Raw genomic sequence first — 17791 nt, forward strand, 5'->3', positions numbered from 1 at the left:
GTTATTGTGCTTAGTTTACCAAGTTTATCTCTACGGTTTATTCAGCATAGCTCAGAAAGCTTATAAAGAGGTGTGTGCACCGACCATGACACTGGCAGTTGGTTTGATATCATGTGTGGTATTACAGCCTGTTGCTGACAATACAATTGTCGTTAGCAGAGTAACTGCACTGATACTGGTTATTTTTTTACTGTATTTTTTATAAGTGTTAGATAGTGAGGACATAGGTAGTTCCTAAAGGGGTAATTGTTGAATAAGTAGTGGTTAAACAAATATAGTAAATTTTATAGTAAGAGTTGGTAGAGTAGGAGAAGTTTAGCATGCTCAAGGTCAGATTTTTGTGTCCAAATCTTAAGCAAAACTTTCTAAACTGATTATGTCACCTTCTAAACCAGTGGTTTTTGACGATAGTCTATGAGGGTAAGGGCTGAGCGCCACTAGAATTATGCTAAACTAGGGCAAAATTATTTGTCATGCTGATGGTAAAAACACGACGGCTGATAAACCCATTTAAAATAAACAAATAACTGGTAGTGATAACTTTTAGGGCAAGCTTATGAATAACCCAAACAACAGTAACCGTGTGGTCATCAATCTAGATGGTGACCTTGACGACTTGGATGACGATGACATTACTTTACCCAGTCTACCGGCGCAATCGGTGCCTATTATTGATGAGGCTGAGGATATTACACCAACGACCACATTTGAGAATGAAAATGTCGCGTTGGGCACGCCGATTGTTATGACAGAGTCAAAAATCAACGCTGAGGTTGCCGCTAAAAATTCTGAAAGCAGTGATTCGGTTGCTAATGCTACTAGTGATAAAGATATTGCAAACATTCCAGCTATGCCACTGCAAGAAAATTTAGGAAACAGTGCGAGTGTTAGTTCAGCTAATAGTAATAATTCAGTTGCTAGTGTCACGTCAACGAAACTAGAAGCAGAATCAGAAAAAATTGATAAAAAAGGCAGTTGGTTTAATCGTATGAAAACGGGGCTTAGTAAGTCACGTAAAAACTTAGCCGAAGGTATGGTCAATATCTTGATCGGTGGTAAAGAGATTGATGATGAACTGTTAGAAGAAGTCGAGGATCAGCTATTGGTTGCCGATATTGGTGTCAATGCGACCAACCGTATTATCAAAAGCCTTACTGAACAGACCGACCGTGGTGATTTGATTTACGCTCACTCATTATACAAAGCCTTGCAAACTGAGCTGGTTGATATTTTGACCCCCAAAGTTGCGCCGCTAGTGATTGATAGTACCAAAAAACCATTTGTTATTTTGATGGTAGGTGTCAATGGCGTAGGTAAAACCACTACTATCGGTAAATTGGCTAAGCGATTACAAGGTGAAGGCAAGTCAGTTATGTTAGCTGCTGGCGATACCTTTAGAGCAGCAGCCACGGAGCAGCTACAAATTTGGGGTGAGCGTAATAGTATTCCAGTGGTTGCCCAAGGTCATGGCTCAGACAGTGCTTCTGTTATTTTTGATGCCATGCAATCTGCTAAGGCAAAAAATATTGATGTGCTTATTGCCGATACTGCAGGACGTTTGCAAAACAAAACGCACCTGATGTCAGAACTTGAAAAAGTGGTGCGTGTGATGCGTAAAGCTGATCCAAGCGCACCGCACGAAGGTATGATTGTCCTTGATGCTGGCACAGGTCAAAATGCAATTAATCAGGTTGAATTATTTAACAAAGTCGTACCACTGACTGGTATTACCATCACCAAGCTAGACGGCACGGCCAAAGGTGGCGTGGTTTTTAATGTTGCTGAAACAACGGATGTACCGATTCGTTACATTGGCGTGGGCGAGTCGATTGATGATTTGCGTGCCTTTAGTCCTAAGCAGTTTGTCGCAGCGTTATTCGAGACTGATGATAAAGAGTAAGTCAAATTGAAATAACTGTCTGAAGTAGCGGTGTACAATGAACGATATTTTTAGCAGATAAATATATATTGGGATAATTGTCATGATAGTCACTACAACGGCTCTTGGAGCACATCAATTGACCTTAATTGCCAGTGCCAGTTATAGTGAGCATGACAGTCCTCAATTGGTCGAGGCCAACTGGCTACTGGCAGGTGATTCTTGGCATAGCTCAAAATCCGTACCTAAGCTTAAAAAGCATTACAAGCTAGATGATAGTGATTTTGAGTTCATAGATAGCAATAGCCTAAGTATATCTGATAGGACACAGGCTCTCTTGCTAACTGCTATTGAGCAAATCAATGAATATATCAGTGGCGCTCGCAAAGACTTTGACTTGCCTTTAGATATGTCTTTAGGAACAGAGTTTCAGCAAAGAGTATGGCGAGGGTTGCAAACAATCCCCCATGGCGAGACTATCAGCTACGGGACACTCGCAAAACGTGTTAATAGCCCAAAAGGATTCCGTGCCGTTGCGCAAGCCAATAGTAAAAACCCATTTAGCCTGATTGTTCCTTGTCATCGTGTGATTGCGAGTGATGGTAAGATTGGCGGTTATACTGGCGGATTGGACAAAAAGAAATACTTGTTAACCCTTGAGGGTGTCGACTGCTAAAGTGTATAGATATTGTCTGTTGATAAATAATCGAACACATAAAAAACGCCAAACCTGATAGGGGTTTGGCATTTTTTATATAGGGATAAGCGCTAGTGTTGTAGATTGCTCTTACATTTAAGGATTCTGGCTACTTGCATTTTTTGCAGCCTGAACATCCTTTTGATTTCTTAAATATAACTTTTGTCCACACGTAATAAAAAGATATCGCAACGATAATAAAAACGATGAGGTATTCTAACCATATATTCATTTTTAACTCCTTCGTGAGTTTCTTAAAATCCAAAAATACTGCCGGCAATTCGGTAAACAATCCATGCCATTGCATAAGCCAAGGCAAACAGATATCCCGTAATCATTAATGTTTGCTTTAATGATTTGGTTTCACGTCGAATCACGGTAAGCGTGGCCAAACACATAGGCGCATATACGTAGAATGCCAAAAATGAAAAAGCTGTGGCCAAACCCCATTGAGCGTGAATGATAGGAATCAATGTTTGGTTCATGAGTTCATCACCCACATCACCCACCGCATATACGGTGCCCAAAGCAGCTACCACGACTTCTCTAGCCGCAAGCCCTGGAATCAGTGCAATACACATCTGCCATGTAAATCCAATTGGTGCAAAGATAGGTTCAATAGCATGACCAAGCATACCAGCAAAGCTATAATCAATTGCGGGACCAGTTGCGTCTACGGGTGCTGATGGAAAGGTCACCAACACCCATAGTATGACTGATAAGGCAAAAATAACTGTACCTGCTTTCATTAAAAAGGCACGTACTTTGTCCCAAAGTTCTCCCGCAATATGCATCACATTTGGCATGCGATACGTTGGTAACTCCATCAGTAAGGGGAATGCAGACGATTCTGATTTTGTACCACTAAAACGTTTAAATAACCACGATACCAATGCCGCTGAAAATGTACCGGCAACATACAATATAAATAACGTGATTCCTTGCAAGTTGAATATGCCCAACACGGTTTGACTGGGTATCACCGCTGCAATAATAAGTGCATAAATAGGTAAGCGAGCGGAACAGGTAAGCATGGGTAGCACAGCAATAGCCACTAAGCGTTCTTTATGGCTAGGAATGGTACGGGTTGACATCACGGCTGGTACAGCGCAGGCAAAACCAGATAGCAGTGGAATAAACGAGCGACCAGACAGTCCTACTTTTGCTAATAAGTTGTCTAACAAAAATGCCGCTCGTGGTAAATAACCTGAGTCTTCAAGGACTAATAAAAATAAAAATAGCAAGGTAATCTGTGGTACAAATACCAATACGCTGCCCACGCCCGCAACAATACCATCTACAATTAAGCTCTGTAATATGCCGTCTGGCAGCCATTGTGACAATAAAATGCCAATACTACCCACCAGCCATTCGATGCTGTCCATAATCGGTGTTGCCCAGGCATAGACAGCTTGAAATATAACAAACAGAATCACTAATAAAATGACTACGCCTATAACAGGGTGTAATGTCAGTTGATCCAGTCGCTCATGCCATTTTGGTAGTTGTTGTGCTCTAGTTACTGCGCGGCTTAAAATATCATCAGCTTGCTGATACAGCATGTGGGTATCGGTATTGCTATTAAAAAAACATACAGGTTTGTCGCGGCTACCAATATGTTTAATAAGTTCGTCAGCCAGTGTGAATAACTGCTCGCAGCCTTTACGTTTAATGGCAACGGTTTTCACAAAAGGTACGCCAAGCTCATCTGACAATATAGACTCATCAACTACCAAGCCACGGCTTTGTGCCACATCGCTTAAATTGAGTGCCACGATGATGGGCAAGCCCAAACTTTTGAGCTCAAGTAACATCCGTAATGACATACGCAAGTTGGTGGCATCGGCCACAAAAATGATGCCATCAGGGATAGATTCACCTAGCATTTGACCGAATAACACTTTGCGCGTGACTTCTTCGTCAAGGCTTGCTGTTTTTAAGCTATAAGTGCCGGGCAAATCTAAAATATGCACGTCAGTGTGACCAAGTAGCAAGGCGCTACGTTTGTCAACCGTGACCCCAGAGTAATTGGCGACCTTGGCTTTAGAGCCGGTCAGTACATTAAAGGTTGCGGTTTTACCACAGTTAGGTGCGCCCACTAATGCCAGTGTGATAGGTGTAGTAGGTGCATTTGTGGGGTGGGTTGTTTGATTGATCGGTATGGAAGAGGGCATAACTTATGAATCGCTGTTAAAAGGACTGGCATAGTCATTCCACTATAAAAGTGTTACCGCATTAACCTCGCTTAAAGTATTTAATATACCTCTACGCTCGGCTGCCTTGTATGACTTTTAAATTGAATCGACTATATGAGAAAAGCATTTGGATAGAGCTGGTGGGCATCCAATAATTAGTGCCTTTTACCATTTGCCTTTATGTGACAGCACGGCATTGTATTTTTATCAGTTCATCGGCACGTAAGCTAAATTGTGCGCCTGTGTTGAGCTGCACGGCATAAGGTGGCTTACCAAATAAGCCTTTGGCTACAATGTGAACCAAAGTATTGGGTAAAAATCCTAAATCTTTTAGTCGTTGACTAATAGCACCATCGATCTCACCAAACCGGCTATTGGCGACAATCTCATCAATAATGGCAGGCTGGCGCTTGTCTAAGTCTAATAATGAACACACAGGAGATGATGTAGGTTTATTATCAGAAAGAATAGATGTATCGGTAGTGGAGTTTTGAGAAGGGAGGATCGTAATACTCATAGAGAGTCCTTAATTATTCGCATTGTTGCAAATAATAACTATTACCGTTTTTGTGCGATTATATGCCTCAATTTTCACAAAAACAATGTCTATAGGCATACTTGTGACAACAAAAAACCAGACAGTAAGAAACTGTCTGGCTCTAAAGTTTAAATAATTAATGTTAAAGGTTATTTCTAATATTTAGACCTCACAGATCAGTAACATAAGCTACATTTGAGACTATTTGCGTTACCCTTCGAGTTGGGCCATCACGTCAGCAGTAAAGCTAACGTTGGTATAGACTTCCTGAACATCGTCAGCATCTTCTAACATATCGATCATCTTCATGACTTTTTCGGCATCATCAACATTATCTATCTCAGCTGTGGTTGATGGCGACATAGTGACTTCTGCGTTGTCAGAAACCAGACCTGCTGCATTAAGCGCATCTTTTACTTGACCAAAGCTTTCCCACTCGGTGATGACAAGTAAGCTTTCGCCATCGTTTTCGATATCAAGCGCGCCGGCATCTAATGCGACCAGCATGACTTCGTCTTCTAAGCTTATATCGTTAAAGATGATTTCACCGCGTTTGGTAAATAGATAGGCCACTGAGCCTGACGTGCCAAGGTTACCATCATTTTTGGTAAAGGCGTGACGTACTTCACTGACTGTGCGATTGAGGTTATCAGTTAAGGTTTCTACCAGTACAGCCACACCACCAACACCATAGCCTTCGTAGCTAACTTCTTCCATATTTTCATTGTCGCCGCCACCTGTACCACGAGCGACCGCACGGTTAATCGTATCTCTAGTCATATTAACCGATAAGGCTTTTTCGATAACGGCACGTAGGCGTGGGTTTTTGTCCGGATCAGGGTCACCTTGCTTAGCAGCAGAAACGATTTCACGAATAATTTTGGTAAATACTTTACCTCTTACCGCATCCTGACGGGCTTTACGGTGTTTAATATTTGCCCATTTTGAGTGACCTGCCATATAACATCCTTAGGTTTTACGTATTAATTGCTATGCTTAAAAAAAGTATTTAACAATAATCTTCAACATTGAATTAGCTGTTCTTATAATATAGTTATTCTATTTATTCAAAGTAACACAGCTTCTCACATGTTAATGATTTGTATGTCGTTAGAAGTGCTTTTTTGCTACACTGTGGCAACTTATAGATTGTCTTCACTGTGGTTAGTGGGCAATATTATAAACCAGTTTTATGTATTTTGACCAACTTGGTCTTATTCACCTAAATTTAAGTCATTGCAGAGTACTAAGACAATGATCTGATGAAGTTACTGACTCTATGAAGCAATTAACTGCCGAAGCCATTACACACTTACGTAACCGTATTCATGTCATTATCGAAGGCACGGATACTCGTTTGGGTAAGATTTTTGACATTGTATTATTGATTGCAATTTTGGCCAGTGTGGCTGTGGTAATGATTGACAGTGTGCTATACATGCGTTTGCAATATGGCACTATATTCTTTTATGCAGAATGGTTTTTCACTATTTTGTTTACGATGGAGTATATTTTAAGGCTTTTTTCAGCACCCAATCGCTTACGTTATGCTTTTAGCTTTTTTGGGATTGTTGACTTACTGTCTGTGCTGCCAAGCTATTTAAGTCTAATGTTTGTGGGTGTTCAATACTTACTGGTTATTCGTATTTTACGTATTTTACGTATTTTTAGAGTACTTAAGCTTAAAGCTTATATGCAACAAGCGGGTTTTTTGGCTTCAGCGCTCAAAACCAGTCAACAAAAAATCACGGTATTTTTCTTGTCATTGGTACTTTTGGTTACGATATTCGGATCAATTATCTATGTAGTAGAAGGTCCAAAGAATGGTTTTACCAGTATTCCACTGTCTATTTATTGGGCGGTTGTAACCATGACAACGGTTGGTTATGGTGATATGTCACCAAAAACACCGTTGGGTCAGGCGATTGCAAGTATGGTTATGATTACAGGTTACTCGATCATTGCGGTACCGACAGGTATTTTTACCTCTGAGCTAGCACGAAATATGCGCCCTCAGCTGAGTCCTGTGACTTGTCCTAATTGTGGTAAATTCGGTCATGCTGTCTCCGCAGATTTCTGTGATCGATGCGGACATGCCTTACATATCTAGTAATTACGACGTTTGGGGCACATAGTGGCAGTATTATAGACAGTGGTTCTCTTCATGCTGTTTATTTAGCTATCTAGATCTAGAGCGCTATCTTTTATATTTTTATACGTCAATGTATTCATGTACCAGTGGCGATAGGTCAATCTCAACACCCAAGTTGACCAAGTTCCAATATTGTCCTGATACGGTACGATCTAGCATCATGGTCGTGGCAGAAGGTTGGAATTGTCCAAAATACTTTAAAGAGGTGCGCATTTGTGCAATGGCTTCGTGATGTACTTGACTACTGCCAAAATCAAAACGACCTTTTTGATAAGGCTCGATAGACAAAGGTTTTAAGCCAATAGATAACCATTTTTTATAAAACTCACCAGGAATATCTTTGTCGTCATCACGGCGAATGTCTAAAGCGATTAAATCCTGTTCGAGTGCTGTGACATCACTTTTGATGGCATGCTTGGCAAAACGACGAAATAATTGAATTTCGTTGTCACTATAGCTGCGAATACCACCAAAATCATAAGCCACAACGCTGCCATCTTTACGAAAAGCAAAGTTTCCAGGGTGTGGATCACAGTGCATACGATATAAGCCAAACAGTTGTCCTGCGGTAAAATGAAACAGACGCTTTGCTATCTGTTGTTTGATCTCATTGTCCCAAGTTGACGCGACGCTTAGTGTCTCTCCTGCCTCTTCTGTTAAGGTTAAAATTCGCTTAGATGAGTGGCTGCTGATGACTTTTGGAATAATAAGACCTTCATCCTCTGCATGAAAAGCACCGAATACTCGTAAGTTATGGGCTTCTTTTATATAGTCTAATTCATCGTGCAGACTTTGGTTAATCTCGTTAAATAACTGTTCTTGTAGCTGCTTACTCATATTAAGTACGCCAGCAATTTTTAAAGCCATGCGTACTTGTTTGAGATCGCTATCACAATTTTCATCGACGCCTGGGTACTGAACCTTTACGACGACCTTTTGACCAGACGGCAGCATTGCTTTATGTACTTGTCCAATGGATGCTGCAGCAAACGGCATTTCTTCAAACTTGCTAAATAGTTCGGTCACAGGTGCTTTGAGCTCACGTTCTATTTGTGCCTGTATTTGTGTATAGGGCATGGGCGGCGCATCTTTTTGTAGCTTTTCTAAAGCCGTTGCTACTTCGGGTGGAAATACATCTTTATATTGCGATGCGATTTGTCCCACTTTCATCACCGCACCCTTCATTTCACCAAGTGTTTCGGCTATCTGGATGCCTACCTCTTGCATTAGCTCTGATCGTGCTTGTAAACGTTTTTCTTCGTCACTTGAGAGGTGCTTAAATGAGTTTTTAGCTGCTTTACCGGCAATACTTGCAGTCATGCCAGCGAGTTTCATAAAGCGCTTTCCAGACGATTTTGCCATTCATATCACCATGTAGTGGGTTGTTTATTCAGTCGTAATTCTATTTTTTGATCGTTACTGCTCAATTAGGCTGCGTTCTAATGTACTGCCTTGAAAGGCTGATGCTAACATTATCCCAAACATTGTTGAAAACCTAGCTGAGGTTTCGACGTTATCATCAATTTTCGCCTAGTCTGGTGCAGTTATAGCGATCAGTCACCTTAATGTTTGAATGTTTAATAAACCCTAAACTTCAGTCAGCAATATTTATAGAGTAGAGGTTGTCTAGCCAATAATCCAATGCCATTTGATAGCCCATCTGTCCCAAGCCACAAATAACTCCAACTGCAATATCGCTTAAATAAGAGTGATGGCGAAAAGGTTCACGTGCATGAACATTGGATAAATGTACTTCTATAAAGGGCTTTTGTGTGGCTAATAGTGCATCACGTATGGCAACTGAAGTATGCGTAAATGCGGCAGGGTTTATGATAATAGCATCTACCTGTGCTGCTGTATCTGCCAATAGCCCATAATGTTGAATACTATCAACTATTTGGCCTTCGTGGTTTGATTGTACACATATTAACTCAATATTGTACTGAGCGGCTCGTGTTGTTAAGCGTTTCTCAATATCTGCCAGTGTGGTATGACCATAAATTTCAGGCTCGCGTTTACCTAATAAATTTAGATTGACTCCATTAACCAGTAACAGTTTATGCGTGCGTGTTTGGATACTTTTTTGGCTAGAAGGTGTCGCAGTTGCGGCAAATTGAGAAGGCGTGGTCATAATGGTCTCTGTAGCTGTTGTCTTAGATTAGTAGTCTATTGTAAGGTATCTGACGCTTAGAAAAGCAAATTTTATCATTTCATGGTAGTGCTGCTTATTTCTTTATGATAACAGCTTGCTGATGAAGGTTATAAAAAATTACATGAAAAACTCACCTAAGCATTAAAAAGCATGTTAAAAGTCTTTATGTTGCTAAAAACCCGTGCTATGATATTTTTTATGCAATAAATATTACAAATTTGTTGCTGTTATTATGATAGGTTTATAAGGTAGGTGTAATGTTTAGGTAATAGTGATTATGGCGTGTCATTAATCTGAATATCAAACATTACATGGATTAAAAGTAGATGAAGCTTCGCTAAACAGCATCAAGTAGCTGACTGATATATTTGTACTACTTTGCTTGTTTGGTTGCAGTTTCTCTCATTTTTATCACTATTTTGTAAATGCAGACACGCATTAGAGTAAGACTCTCATTTTTTTGATTTCATGATCTTAGATCCCGATTGTATGCAGTTTTGCAAAGGAATTTGGGGCTAAGCAGACTTTTTTAGGAAGTAATATTATGTCAGCTCGTGAGCAAGGTACCGTTAAGTGGTTTAATGACTCGAAAGGTTTTGGTTTCATTCAACGTGATAGCGGAGAAGATATTTTTGTCCATTTTCGCGCGATTCAAGGTGATGGCTATCGCTCTTTAACAGATGGCGAAAAGGTTGAGTTCAGTGTAGTAGAGGGCGAAAAAGGTCTTCAAGCTGAAGAAGTCAGAAAAGTAGCAGAGTAATCTATTCAGGCATTATAATGGTTTAGCTATAATGTCTGTACAAACTACTGATATACTACTGAGTCAAGCCCGTTTTATTTTATCCATGTTGCGTTAATATCAGCATCATTGGTAGGATCAGACACTGGGCTTGGCTTTTTTTATGTCTACACGATGCCTAGGGTGTGTTTTCAAGTCAATTGCTAGTTATCTAAATGGGCTAAGAGTGCCTAGTTTGACCAAAGTTGTTACGAGCTTATTCATGATTAATAATGAACAAGCGATTAATTAAAAAGGATATTTTTTTGAGCAATTTCACAACATTTACTGATTTGCCACTTTCAACATCAACCTTACGTGCGGTAAGTGATTTGGGCTTTACTGAACTAACGCCTATTCAGGCACAAATACTACCACATACGTTGGCCAATCAAGATGCTATTGGACAGGCACAAACAGGTACTGGCAAGACAGCAACGTTTTTATTGACCATTATGGAAGCTTTACTCAAACGTCCTTTCACTAATGGTGAGGAGCGTTATTTAGGTGAACCACGTGCGGTAATCATGGCGCCAACTCGTGAGCTGGCTCAGCAAATATTTGATGACTGTATTGCTCTGACCAAATATACCTCTTTACACAGTGTCTGTATCATGGGTGGTACCAATTATGAGACACAACAGTATGAGCTTGAGCGTCAATATGTCGATATATTGGTTGCAACGCCTGGTCGATTGATTGATCTTGCCAATAAAGGCATGGTTTATCTGGATCGTGTCGAAGTATTGGTGTTGGATGAAGCGGATAGAATGCTTGATATGGGTTTTATTCCTGACATTAAGCGTTTAGTCGGCCGTATGCCAGCCAATACAGACCGCCAAAGCTTATTGTTTTCTGCCACTTTTAATCAAGATGTGATGAACTTGGCTTATCGTTGGTTGCATGAGCCACAATTTGTGGAAATTGAACCTGAGCATAAGACCAGTGAATTGGTCGATCAGCATTTTTACTTATTGACAGAAAATCAAAAGTTAGAAGCATTGCAGCGTATTATTAGTGATCCTGCGATGGATAAAGTCATTGTATTTGCCAATCGTAAAGACCAAGTAAAACGCCTTTATCATAAGCTGCGTCAAGCCCATAAAGTTGTGATGCTGTCAGGTGATGTTATCCAACAAAAACGTGAAAAATACTTACAGCGTTTTAAGGATGGTCACGCTTGTATTTTAGTCGCGACAGATGTAGCAGGGCGTGGTATCCATGTCGATGATATCAGTCATGTGGTGAATTACACCTTACCAGATCAGCCAGATGATTACGTACACCGTATTGGTCGTACAGGGCGTGCTGGGCAGACAGGCATCAGCATCAGCTTTGTTAGTGAAGACGATGCTTTTAACCTACCTGCATTAGAGACGCATTTAGATACTAAGTTTACGCTTGAGCAATGGCAAGAATAAAGATGTTGAAGCAGATCGTATTATCCTTATGAGCGATTGATAAAATGATAAAAGCCCTTAACGTCAGTCATGATGTTAAGGGCTTTTTATTTTGGTGTCTTAGCTTCAATGTATTGTATAAGCTTTAGTGAGCATGTTCCATCGTTTCTTGACTCATATCGTGCATACTATGATCCATACCGTCATGATGGGTCTCATCATCAGATGGCATCATATGATGGTTGCTATGGTCCATAGTGTCACTCATATCCATATGGTCTCCATGCATATGAGACATATCATGCCCACCATGCATAGTGGACATTGCTATTGGTACGACAGCGATAGCCAAACCGGATATTACCATGACAGCGCCATTTAGTTGTCTTAAGCGAAAACGCCCAATTTTGTCACGCAACCAACCAACTGTTTCGTGAGTAGCAACTAGCATAGGTACTGTACCTAAACCAAAAACGAACATAAGTGCTGCGCCACTTAATGGGTTGTGAGCAACAACTGCAATCAGCAGAGCGCCATAAACTAAGCCACAAGGTAAAAACCCCCAAAGTAAGCCAGCGGTTAGGGCACGTGGAAAGGTGTTTAGTGGAAATACTTTTTGGCGAAGTGGGCTCAGGTATTGCCAAAAACGCATGCCAAAACGCTCTAACTTATTTAAAAATGGTGCGCCAAGCATAGTCACACCAACAAATACTAATACCAAGCCTAATAAGATGCGCGGTAGACTATTTCCCATCATTAAAGGTTTGAGTACAGTAGTACCAATCAGTCCAGCGATTAAGCCTAAAAATGCATAACTGGTCAAACGACCTAAATGATAGGTGGCGATAAGGGCACGGCGTTTAGCAGGGCTGGCATCTTTCATTGACAATCCAAACGCTGTCACAAGACCACCACACATGCCCAAGCAATGCGGTGAGCCAAAAAAACCCATTAGTAATGCCGCAATGAGTAATGCTGTAGTCATGGGTTGCTTCTCCTAAAAATAGTAACAGACGAACCTAATTAGATGATGGGTATACGATAAAAACATAGCCGTAAGTCATGTATAGATAAGATAACTTAAGGCTAGATTTTTGGATTATTATCAGTATTACTCATTTCATCATGAGCTGTATCAGTAGGTGTTGGGTGATCATGAGCTTGTATGGTTTGCCTACGCTCTTGACGATCATCTAGTATAATGCGCTGTGATGCGTTGTCTAGATCTTCAAATTGGTTTGACTTTACAGCATAGCGTACCGCCCAAATGGCAACCACAAATAACATAAGACTTAGTGGAATTAATAAGAATATACTGAGCATAAAATGTCTCTTAAATTGCAATTTCTTTGGGCATTATACACCTATTATGAATGTGGTGATGGTTTGTGATGATGAATGTAAAGTGATAGATAGCGAGGACAATGACAATATAGTATGCACTTTACACATGTGCCTAGATTTATTCACTAGATGTCTTTGTCACACTCCCTCTAGGCGTTAATAGTTGCTGTGACGTAACCTCTTGGGCCTGACGACAGTCCATCTGCGGACGTATCACATCACGTAAATAGGCAGCGACTTCATAAACAGCACGTCTTGAATGCGTTAAGTTCTGTGCCGGTTTTTTCCAATCACGGTTGACGGGTAAAGGCGCATCTATTGGTGTGCTATTGATGCCATTAAGCGCAAATTGTCTACGAGCCCGTGCCATATGATAGCTGTCAGTAATCAAATAAACATGTTGTAGTGGAATACGTTTGGCAGTAAAGCGTGCATTTTCGCAGGTATTCATACTGGCATTTTCGCTTATTAATCCATCGATACCGTGTTCGATAAGCCATTGACCAAGCCAAGGCGCTTCAGCACCACTGAGTACGATGGGCAGGGGTAAGTCGTGATATGCACCAGCAGCAGTTTGGGCACGATTGAGACTATAGCTGTTGAGTATGATTTGATTGTTATGGTCATTGGTGAGTCCACCACCTAATACCACGTAAGCGGTAGGAGGTGAATTCATGGCCGTCCCAGATATATGAGGTAGGGGTAGGAGCGTAAACAAATACACAATCGATTGTGAAAATAGTGGTGTGAACAAACTGATTATGATGAGGATAACGGTTGTTGAACCAAGCAAAAAGGTGATGTTGATAATATGAAATAGCCTCATCATACGTTCAGCTGAGCGTAAGTAATACCGCCATAAACGTTTAGATAGTAGCCGCTTAGACCATGAATATTTAGGTCTCATGCTCGTCATACCTTATAGAGCCATCGGTATTTACCCAAACGGGTTCACGTGATAGCTGAATGGCAAATTTATCATAGACTGTATTGGCGATATATCGCTGAGCTGTTGCTACTTGTTGTTGGGTTGCTTGTTGGGGCTTATGATTGGTAAGTACCAATGCTTGCTGCTGATGAGTGACGATTGGGGCAACACCACCGCCTTTTAACCCCGCATGCTCAATGAGCCACCCAGCCGCGACTTTCACCTGATTGTCAGCCATGGAATAGCCAACCATCGTAGGGTAGGTGTTTTTTAAGGTGGTAAATTGCGTTTTCTCGATAATCGGGTTCTGGAAAAAACTACCACAATTGGCCAGATTTTTGGGATCAGGAAGCTTTTGCTGGCGAATCTCTATAATGGCGTGCATTACGTCCATAGGCGTCGCTTGTGTGCGGCCTTGCTGTTCAGCGTAGCGTTGTGCTGCTGCCTGTACATCACCATAATCAGCTAAAATTCTGCTGGCATCTGTATGTAATCTGAACCCCACACGGCTGATAACCCATGTATTTGGTGCGCGCTTAAACATGCTGTCGCGATAGCCAAATTGGCAGTCATTAACCGTCAATTGATGCCATGTTTGGGTGGGCAAGTGATAGGCACGTACGTATTGTAAGTGGTCTTCTAATTGGACACCGTACGCACCGATGTTCTGTACAGGCGCTGCACCAGCCAGCCCTGGTATCAGTGCAAGATTCTCTAGCCCATACCATCCTTGACTGACCGTATGTGTCACCAGGTCATGCCAGTTTTCACCAGCCATCACTTCAATATCGACATGACTGTCCGTTTGAGCCATCAACTTAATACCGCGCATCTGTGGTTGCAGTACAATAGCATCTAGCTGAGCTGGCAGTAGCACATTGCTACCACCTGACAGTACCAATAACGGCTTCTGTTCAGCGTGGTTCTTTACATAACCTGCCATGAACGTATTAAGCTGCACCTCGTCCGTCAATGTCACGACCGTATCGGCGATACAGGCTAATGCCATAGTGTTGCTATGTGACAAATCGACTGAATGACGTTGTAATACGTTGGCTGGCAAGTCAGTGTTAGCCAGATTAGAGTTTAGGTCAAGGCGAGAAACTGAGGTCATAACATAGCCTATAGGGCAAATAGATAATAATTTACATGATGCTCATCATAGAGGATGCAAGATGTAAAAATAGGGGCGATACAGCTTTTAGCGTTAGCGAGCTTTCCAACTTTCAATCCAAGCTTGTGCACTTGATTCTATACGCTTAATGACTTCTTCAAACATATCTTCACCGCCTTTGTAAGGGTCTGGCACGTCATCGCCACCATAAGTTGGATCTTCTTCGCTGAATAAAGCCAGCTTGGCGCTATTACTCTCAGTATCTGCTAAGTCATTCTCAATGGCTTGTAAGTCGGCTAAGTTTTGGGCATCCATTGCTAGGATTAAATCGAAATTACGAAAGTCATCTTCGTTTACTTGGCGGGCAATCAGTTTGTTGATTTTATAGCCATGAGCTTTGGCATGACGTTGCGCGCGTTCATCAGGTGCATGACCAATATGCCAGTCACCAGTACCTGCAGAATCAACTTTTATGGATAATCCGGCAATGGCTGCTTGCTGGCGAAAAATCTCTTCAGCTGTTGGAGAGCGACAAATATTGCCTAAGCAAACCAATAATACAGATGATGGCGTACAGGTTTTCATTATCATAGTATGACCTTGTAGAACAAAAAAACATGCGATAAGAGACCAGCATTATTAGTACGGCTTTTATCAGTATGTTATTGAGTAGGTAAATCGGCTGTCATCGTAACGATTAATGCTTAGAATGGCAAGAGTATAGCCTAAACAATATGATCATCTGATACAGTAATGTTTATAACAATAATCATAAAAACAATATTCATAGCAGTACTTTTTATATGATTTCGCCATATGGTCATCTTCACGTCATGCTGGTTATATCTGCGCTTAGTGCTCTTATATTTAAATTGTCTTTTGTTATTTACTATTGATTGTTTTTGAATCGTTGAAGATCGCGGCGCTCTTTTTTGTTGGGTTTGTTATCAGGGCGTGCAAGATTGGCAAGTTTGCGCTGTTCTGCATAATAAGCACGGCGGTTTATACTTTCTTCAGTTTCTGAATACAATATTTCGGCAGCTGTGGCATTACCACGCTGTGCGCTCAAGGCTTCGACGATGACGGTCTTTTCTGTCATGGCAGTTGCCGAGCCTTGGCGAATGGTTAGCTCATCACCGACCGAAATCTCTTTACTGGTTTTTACGCGGCTACCAGCATAATGTACACGTCCACTTTCGATGGCTTGCTTGGCAAGGGTGCGTGTTCGATAAAACCGTGCTGCCCATAACCATTTATCAAGACGTATTTTAGTCAGTTCTTGATTTTTATTATCCTTGTTATTTTTCATAAAAGTAACTCTATTTTTATTTAAGTTTATTTAAAATGAGATTAGGGCATATTTTCTGATTTCAAATAAGCTTTTAAGTTGGCAAGCATAACGAGCTTAGGTTAACGATTATTATGGTTTGTAACCTTGACGGCCATTGCTGTGGCTTCATTTGTATTTAACGCTTTCAAGCCACTTATTACTCCTGAGAGGTTTTCTGCTGTTTCGTTTTGGCTCAATTTAAATTGAGCCTGTATGGATTCTATGTTGAGTTTAAAACCAATTGTGCCTTGGCACATAGCATCTATATAAGTGATGGGAGCATCTGCTAATGACCAAGGGTTGTCTGAGATGATTTCTTGCTGCGCGGTCATGGTTGCTAGTATCCATTTCAGCGTATCAGTGTCATGCAGCAACTCGATTTGAGATTGGATATGCACACTTTGATAGTTCCACGTGGGGACTTTTTTATGGGTCTTTGCTTTACTGATATACCAGTTGGGACTGATGTAATGCCCGGAATTTTGAAAGATGACTAACCATGAAGTATCTGGTAACACGTTTTGATAAATAGGATTTTTGCGACCCAAATGACCATACAGACATCCGTATTCAGAGAAAGGGTTGTCGCTATGCCAAAACAGAGGTATATGACAGGCTTCGATACCATCCTTGGTTTGGGCAATCAATGTAGCTAATGGGTGGGCTGTGATAAAATCAATAATGTTTTCTAGGTCTTCTTCGGCGAAAGTTGTAGGAGTATGCATTGTATTCTCATTTTATGTTTGATAAAAATCAGTTACACCACTGCTGCTCACAGGGTACTCCATCATGATTACCATCCATTTTAGTGTTAGGACAGTGTTGTATAAAGTAGGTTGCTTCGGCGCATGAGGTCATTTGAGAGCAATGCTGTCGCCCGTCACATGAAAAGCTTTGTGTGGTTACTGGTTGTGACGTTAATGTTGGGTTTACTGTCGAGGCCGATGCTGAACCGAGATCAACGTAGGTTGGCGCTATATCCTCAAAGTCAGTAGATGTAAAAGTGGAGTTAGTCGAAATATCAGATGTAACATCAGAGGTCGATGTACTTATTGAGTTTTTGGGTTTGATAAGCCTATATCCTACAATTACTAACACTAGCAACAATATGAATACCAAAATTTTTTTTAACACTATCTAATACCTATTAATGATACTTAGATTAACACATGAAGTGCAATACCAAATGCAAGGTGAAAAAAAGACCTAGATGCGCTAGCATCAAAGTTTTTATCCACCGACCAAAGTGAGATTGCAACCATGAGCTATACACATCTAAGCCTA

At 41.0% G+C, this 17791-nt stretch carries 18 protein-coding genes and 1 pseudogene; 5 read left to right on the plus strand and 14 right to left on the minus strand.

The window, feature by feature from the left end; genetic code table 11:
• Nucleotides 1-60: 60 nt before the first annotated feature.
• A complete protein-coding gene (locus EI164_RS08770) occupies nucleotides 61-225 on the minus strand; it encodes a hypothetical protein (RefSeq protein ID WP_192519596.1) in 165 nt (54 codons plus the stop codon).
• Nucleotides 226-988: 763 nt separating this feature from the next.
• On the opposite strand from EI164_RS08770, the gene ftsY reads away from it, so the two are divergent.
• Together ftsY and EI164_RS08780 are read left to right on the plus strand one after the other, a co-directional pair.
• Nucleotides 989-1900: a signal recognition particle-docking protein FtsY gene (gene ftsY / locus EI164_RS08775; RefSeq protein ID WP_225739194.1), complete on the plus strand. Its 912-nt coding sequence runs from the start codon at nucleotides 989-991 to the stop codon at nucleotides 1898-1900.
• Between the two features lie 82 nt (nucleotides 1901-1982).
• Nucleotides 1983-2555, plus strand: coding sequence for a methylated-DNA--[protein]-cysteine S-methyltransferase (locus EI164_RS08780; protein ID WP_192519597.1), 573 nt, complete (start codon nucleotides 1983-1985; stop codon nucleotides 2553-2555).
• Between the two features lie 275 nt (nucleotides 2556-2830).
• Here the strand turns inward: EI164_RS08780 and feoB are convergent, their stop codons facing one another.
• The 3 genes from feoB to EI164_RS08795 all read right to left on the minus strand — a co-directional run bounded on the left by feoB (nucleotide 2831) and on the right by EI164_RS08795 (nucleotide 6269).
• Complete coding sequence (gene feoB / locus EI164_RS08785; protein WP_192519598.1) at nucleotides 2831-4750, minus strand: ferrous iron transporter B; 1920 nt, start codon at nucleotides 4748-4750, stop codon at nucleotides 2831-2833.
• A 199-nt stretch (nucleotides 4751-4949) separates the two neighbouring features.
• Nucleotides 4950-5288, minus strand: a complete 339-nt coding sequence (locus EI164_RS08790; RefSeq protein WP_192519599.1) for a FeoA family protein — start codon at nucleotides 5286-5288, stop codon at nucleotides 4950-4952.
• A gap of 231 nt (nucleotides 5289-5519) precedes the next feature.
• Complete coding sequence (locus EI164_RS08795; protein WP_192519600.1) at nucleotides 5520-6269, minus strand: YebC/PmpR family DNA-binding transcriptional regulator; 750 nt, start codon at nucleotides 6267-6269, stop codon at nucleotides 5520-5522.
• 319 nt (nucleotides 6270-6588) lie between these two features.
• Here EI164_RS08795 and EI164_RS08800 point away from each other — a divergent pair, with 319 nt between their 5' ends.
• On the plus strand, nucleotides 6589-7419 hold the full coding sequence (locus tag EI164_RS08800; RefSeq protein WP_192519601.1) for an ion transporter: 831 nt from the start codon (nucleotides 6589-6591) through the stop codon (nucleotides 7417-7419).
• A gap of 102 nt (nucleotides 7420-7521) precedes the next feature.
• Here the strand turns inward: EI164_RS08800 and EI164_RS08805 are convergent, their stop codons facing one another.
• Both EI164_RS08805 and aroQ read right to left on the minus strand, forming a co-directional pair.
• Entirely contained in the window at nucleotides 7522-8823 is a 1302-nt protein-coding gene (locus EI164_RS08805; RefSeq protein WP_192519602.1) for an ABC1 kinase family protein, read from the minus strand.
• A 232-nt stretch (nucleotides 8824-9055) separates the two neighbouring features.
• Complete coding sequence (aroQ, locus tag EI164_RS08810; RefSeq protein ID WP_192519603.1) at nucleotides 9056-9592, minus strand: type II 3-dehydroquinate dehydratase; 537 nt, start codon at nucleotides 9590-9592, stop codon at nucleotides 9056-9058.
• A 565-nt stretch (nucleotides 9593-10157) separates the two neighbouring features.
• Between aroQ and EI164_RS08815 the strand changes: the two genes are divergently transcribed.
• Complete coding sequence (locus tag EI164_RS08815; RefSeq protein ID WP_192519604.1) at nucleotides 10158-10373, plus strand: cold-shock protein; 216 nt, start codon at nucleotides 10158-10160, stop codon at nucleotides 10371-10373.
• A gap of 251 nt (nucleotides 10374-10624) precedes the next feature.
• The gene (locus tag EI164_RS08820; RefSeq protein ID WP_192519605.1) at nucleotides 10625-11812 is read left to right on the plus strand and encodes a DEAD/DEAH box helicase; all 1188 of its coding nucleotides are present in this window, start codon (nucleotides 10625-10627) and stop codon (nucleotides 11810-11812) included.
• Nucleotides 11813-11936: 124 nt separating this feature from the next.
• Here EI164_RS08820 and EI164_RS08825 read toward each other — a convergent pair whose 3' ends face one another.
• From EI164_RS08825 to EI164_RS16990, 8 genes and pseudogenes are all read right to left on the minus strand, one after another.
• On the minus strand, nucleotides 11937-12776 hold the full coding sequence (locus tag EI164_RS08825; RefSeq protein ID WP_192519606.1) for a sulfite exporter TauE/SafE family protein: 840 nt from the start codon (nucleotides 12774-12776) through the stop codon (nucleotides 11937-11939).
• Nucleotides 12777-12877: 101 nt separating this feature from the next.
• On the minus strand, nucleotides 12878-13114 hold the full coding sequence (ccoS, locus tag EI164_RS08830) for a cbb3-type cytochrome oxidase assembly protein CcoS (protein WP_192519607.1): 237 nt from the start codon (nucleotides 13112-13114) through the stop codon (nucleotides 12878-12880).
• 139 nt (nucleotides 13115-13253) lie between these two features.
• Nucleotides 13254-13811, minus strand: a complete 558-nt coding sequence (locus EI164_RS08835; protein ID WP_225739193.1) for a YdcF family protein — start codon at nucleotides 13809-13811, stop codon at nucleotides 13254-13256.
• Between the two features lie 220 nt (nucleotides 13812-14031).
• On the minus strand, nucleotides 14032-15177 hold the full coding sequence (gene murB, locus EI164_RS08840) for a UDP-N-acetylmuramate dehydrogenase (protein WP_192519609.1): 1146 nt from the start codon (nucleotides 15175-15177) through the stop codon (nucleotides 14032-14034).
• A 93-nt stretch (nucleotides 15178-15270) separates the two neighbouring features.
• Entirely contained in the window at nucleotides 15271-15768 is a 498-nt protein-coding gene (locus tag EI164_RS08845) for a low molecular weight protein-tyrosine-phosphatase (RefSeq protein WP_192519610.1), read from the minus strand.
• A 298-nt stretch (nucleotides 15769-16066) separates the two neighbouring features.
• Complete coding sequence (locus EI164_RS08850) at nucleotides 16067-16486, minus strand: RNA-binding S4 domain-containing protein (protein ID WP_192519611.1); 420 nt, start codon at nucleotides 16484-16486, stop codon at nucleotides 16067-16069.
• A gap of 101 nt (nucleotides 16487-16587) precedes the next feature.
• Nucleotides 16588-17232 carry an FMN-binding negative transcriptional regulator gene (locus EI164_RS08855; protein ID WP_192519612.1) on the minus strand — a complete coding sequence of 215 codons (645 nt, stop codon included), beginning with the start codon at nucleotides 17230-17232 and terminating at the stop codon, nucleotides 16588-16590.
• Between the two features lie 28 nt (nucleotides 17233-17260).
• Nucleotides 17261-17398: pseudogene (locus EI164_RS16990) on the minus strand (excalibur calcium-binding domain-containing protein); the annotation flags it as partial.
• Between the last annotated feature and the right edge of the window lie 393 nt (nucleotides 17399-17791).

This window comes from Psychrobacter sp. FME13 (genome assembly GCF_014861395.1).
Classification (GTDB): Bacteria; Pseudomonadota; Gammaproteobacteria; order Pseudomonadales; family Moraxellaceae; genus Psychrobacter.

Excerpts from the sequence above, each read along its gene's own strand:
- EI164_RS08820 (WP_192519605.1), top strand. The coding sequence starts at position 10,625 with ATGAACAAGCGATTAATTAAAAAGGATATTTTTTTGAGCAATTTCACA.
- feoB (WP_192519598.1), bottom strand. The coding sequence starts at position 4,750 with ATGCCCTCTTCCATACCGATCAATCAAACAACCCACCCCACAAATGCA.
- EI164_RS08815 (WP_192519604.1), top strand. The coding sequence starts at position 10,158 with ATGTCAGCTCGTGAGCAAGGTACCGTTAAGTGGTTTAATGACTCGAAA.
- murB (WP_192519609.1), bottom strand. The coding sequence starts at position 15,177 with ATGACCTCAGTTTCTCGCCTTGACCTAAACTCTAATCTGGCTAACACT.
- EI164_RS08825 (WP_192519606.1), bottom strand. The coding sequence starts at position 12,776 with ATGACTACAGCATTACTCATTGCGGCATTACTAATGGGTTTTTTTGGC.
- EI164_RS08780 (WP_192519597.1), top strand. The coding sequence starts at position 1,983 with ATGATAGTCACTACAACGGCTCTTGGAGCACATCAATTGACCTTAATT.
- ccoS (WP_192519607.1), bottom strand. The coding sequence starts at position 13,114 with ATGCTCAGTATATTCTTATTAATTCCACTAAGTCTTATGTTATTTGTG.
- aroQ (WP_192519603.1), bottom strand. The coding sequence starts at position 9,592 with ATGACCACGCCTTCTCAATTTGCCGCAACTGCGACACCTTCTAGCCAA.
- EI164_RS08800 (WP_192519601.1), top strand. The coding sequence starts at position 6,589 with ATGAAGCAATTAACTGCCGAAGCCATTACACACTTACGTAACCGTATT.
- EI164_RS08790 (WP_192519599.1), bottom strand. The coding sequence starts at position 5,288 with ATGAGTATTACGATCCTCCCTTCTCAAAACTCCACTACCGATACATCT.
- EI164_RS08845 (WP_192519610.1), bottom strand. The coding sequence starts at position 15,768 with ATGATAATGAAAACCTGTACGCCATCATCTGTATTATTGGTTTGCTTA.
- EI164_RS08855 (WP_192519612.1), bottom strand. The coding sequence starts at position 17,232 with ATGCATACTCCTACAACTTTCGCCGAAGAAGACCTAGAAAACATTATT.
- ftsY (WP_225739194.1), top strand. The coding sequence starts at position 989 with ATGAAAACGGGGCTTAGTAAGTCACGTAAAAACTTAGCCGAAGGTATG.
- EI164_RS08795 (WP_192519600.1), bottom strand. The coding sequence starts at position 6,269 with ATGGCAGGTCACTCAAAATGGGCAAATATTAAACACCGTAAAGCCCGT.
- EI164_RS08770 (WP_192519596.1), bottom strand. The coding sequence starts at position 225 with ATGTCCTCACTATCTAACACTTATAAAAAATACAGTAAAAAAATAACC.
- EI164_RS08835 (WP_225739193.1), bottom strand. The coding sequence starts at position 13,811 with ATGAATTCACCTCCTACCGCTTACGTGGTATTAGGTGGTGGACTCACC.
- EI164_RS08805 (WP_192519602.1), bottom strand. The coding sequence starts at position 8,823 with ATGGCAAAATCGTCTGGAAAGCGCTTTATGAAACTCGCTGGCATGACT.
- EI164_RS08850 (WP_192519611.1), bottom strand. The coding sequence starts at position 16,486 with ATGAAAAATAACAAGGATAATAAAAATCAAGAACTGACTAAAATACGT.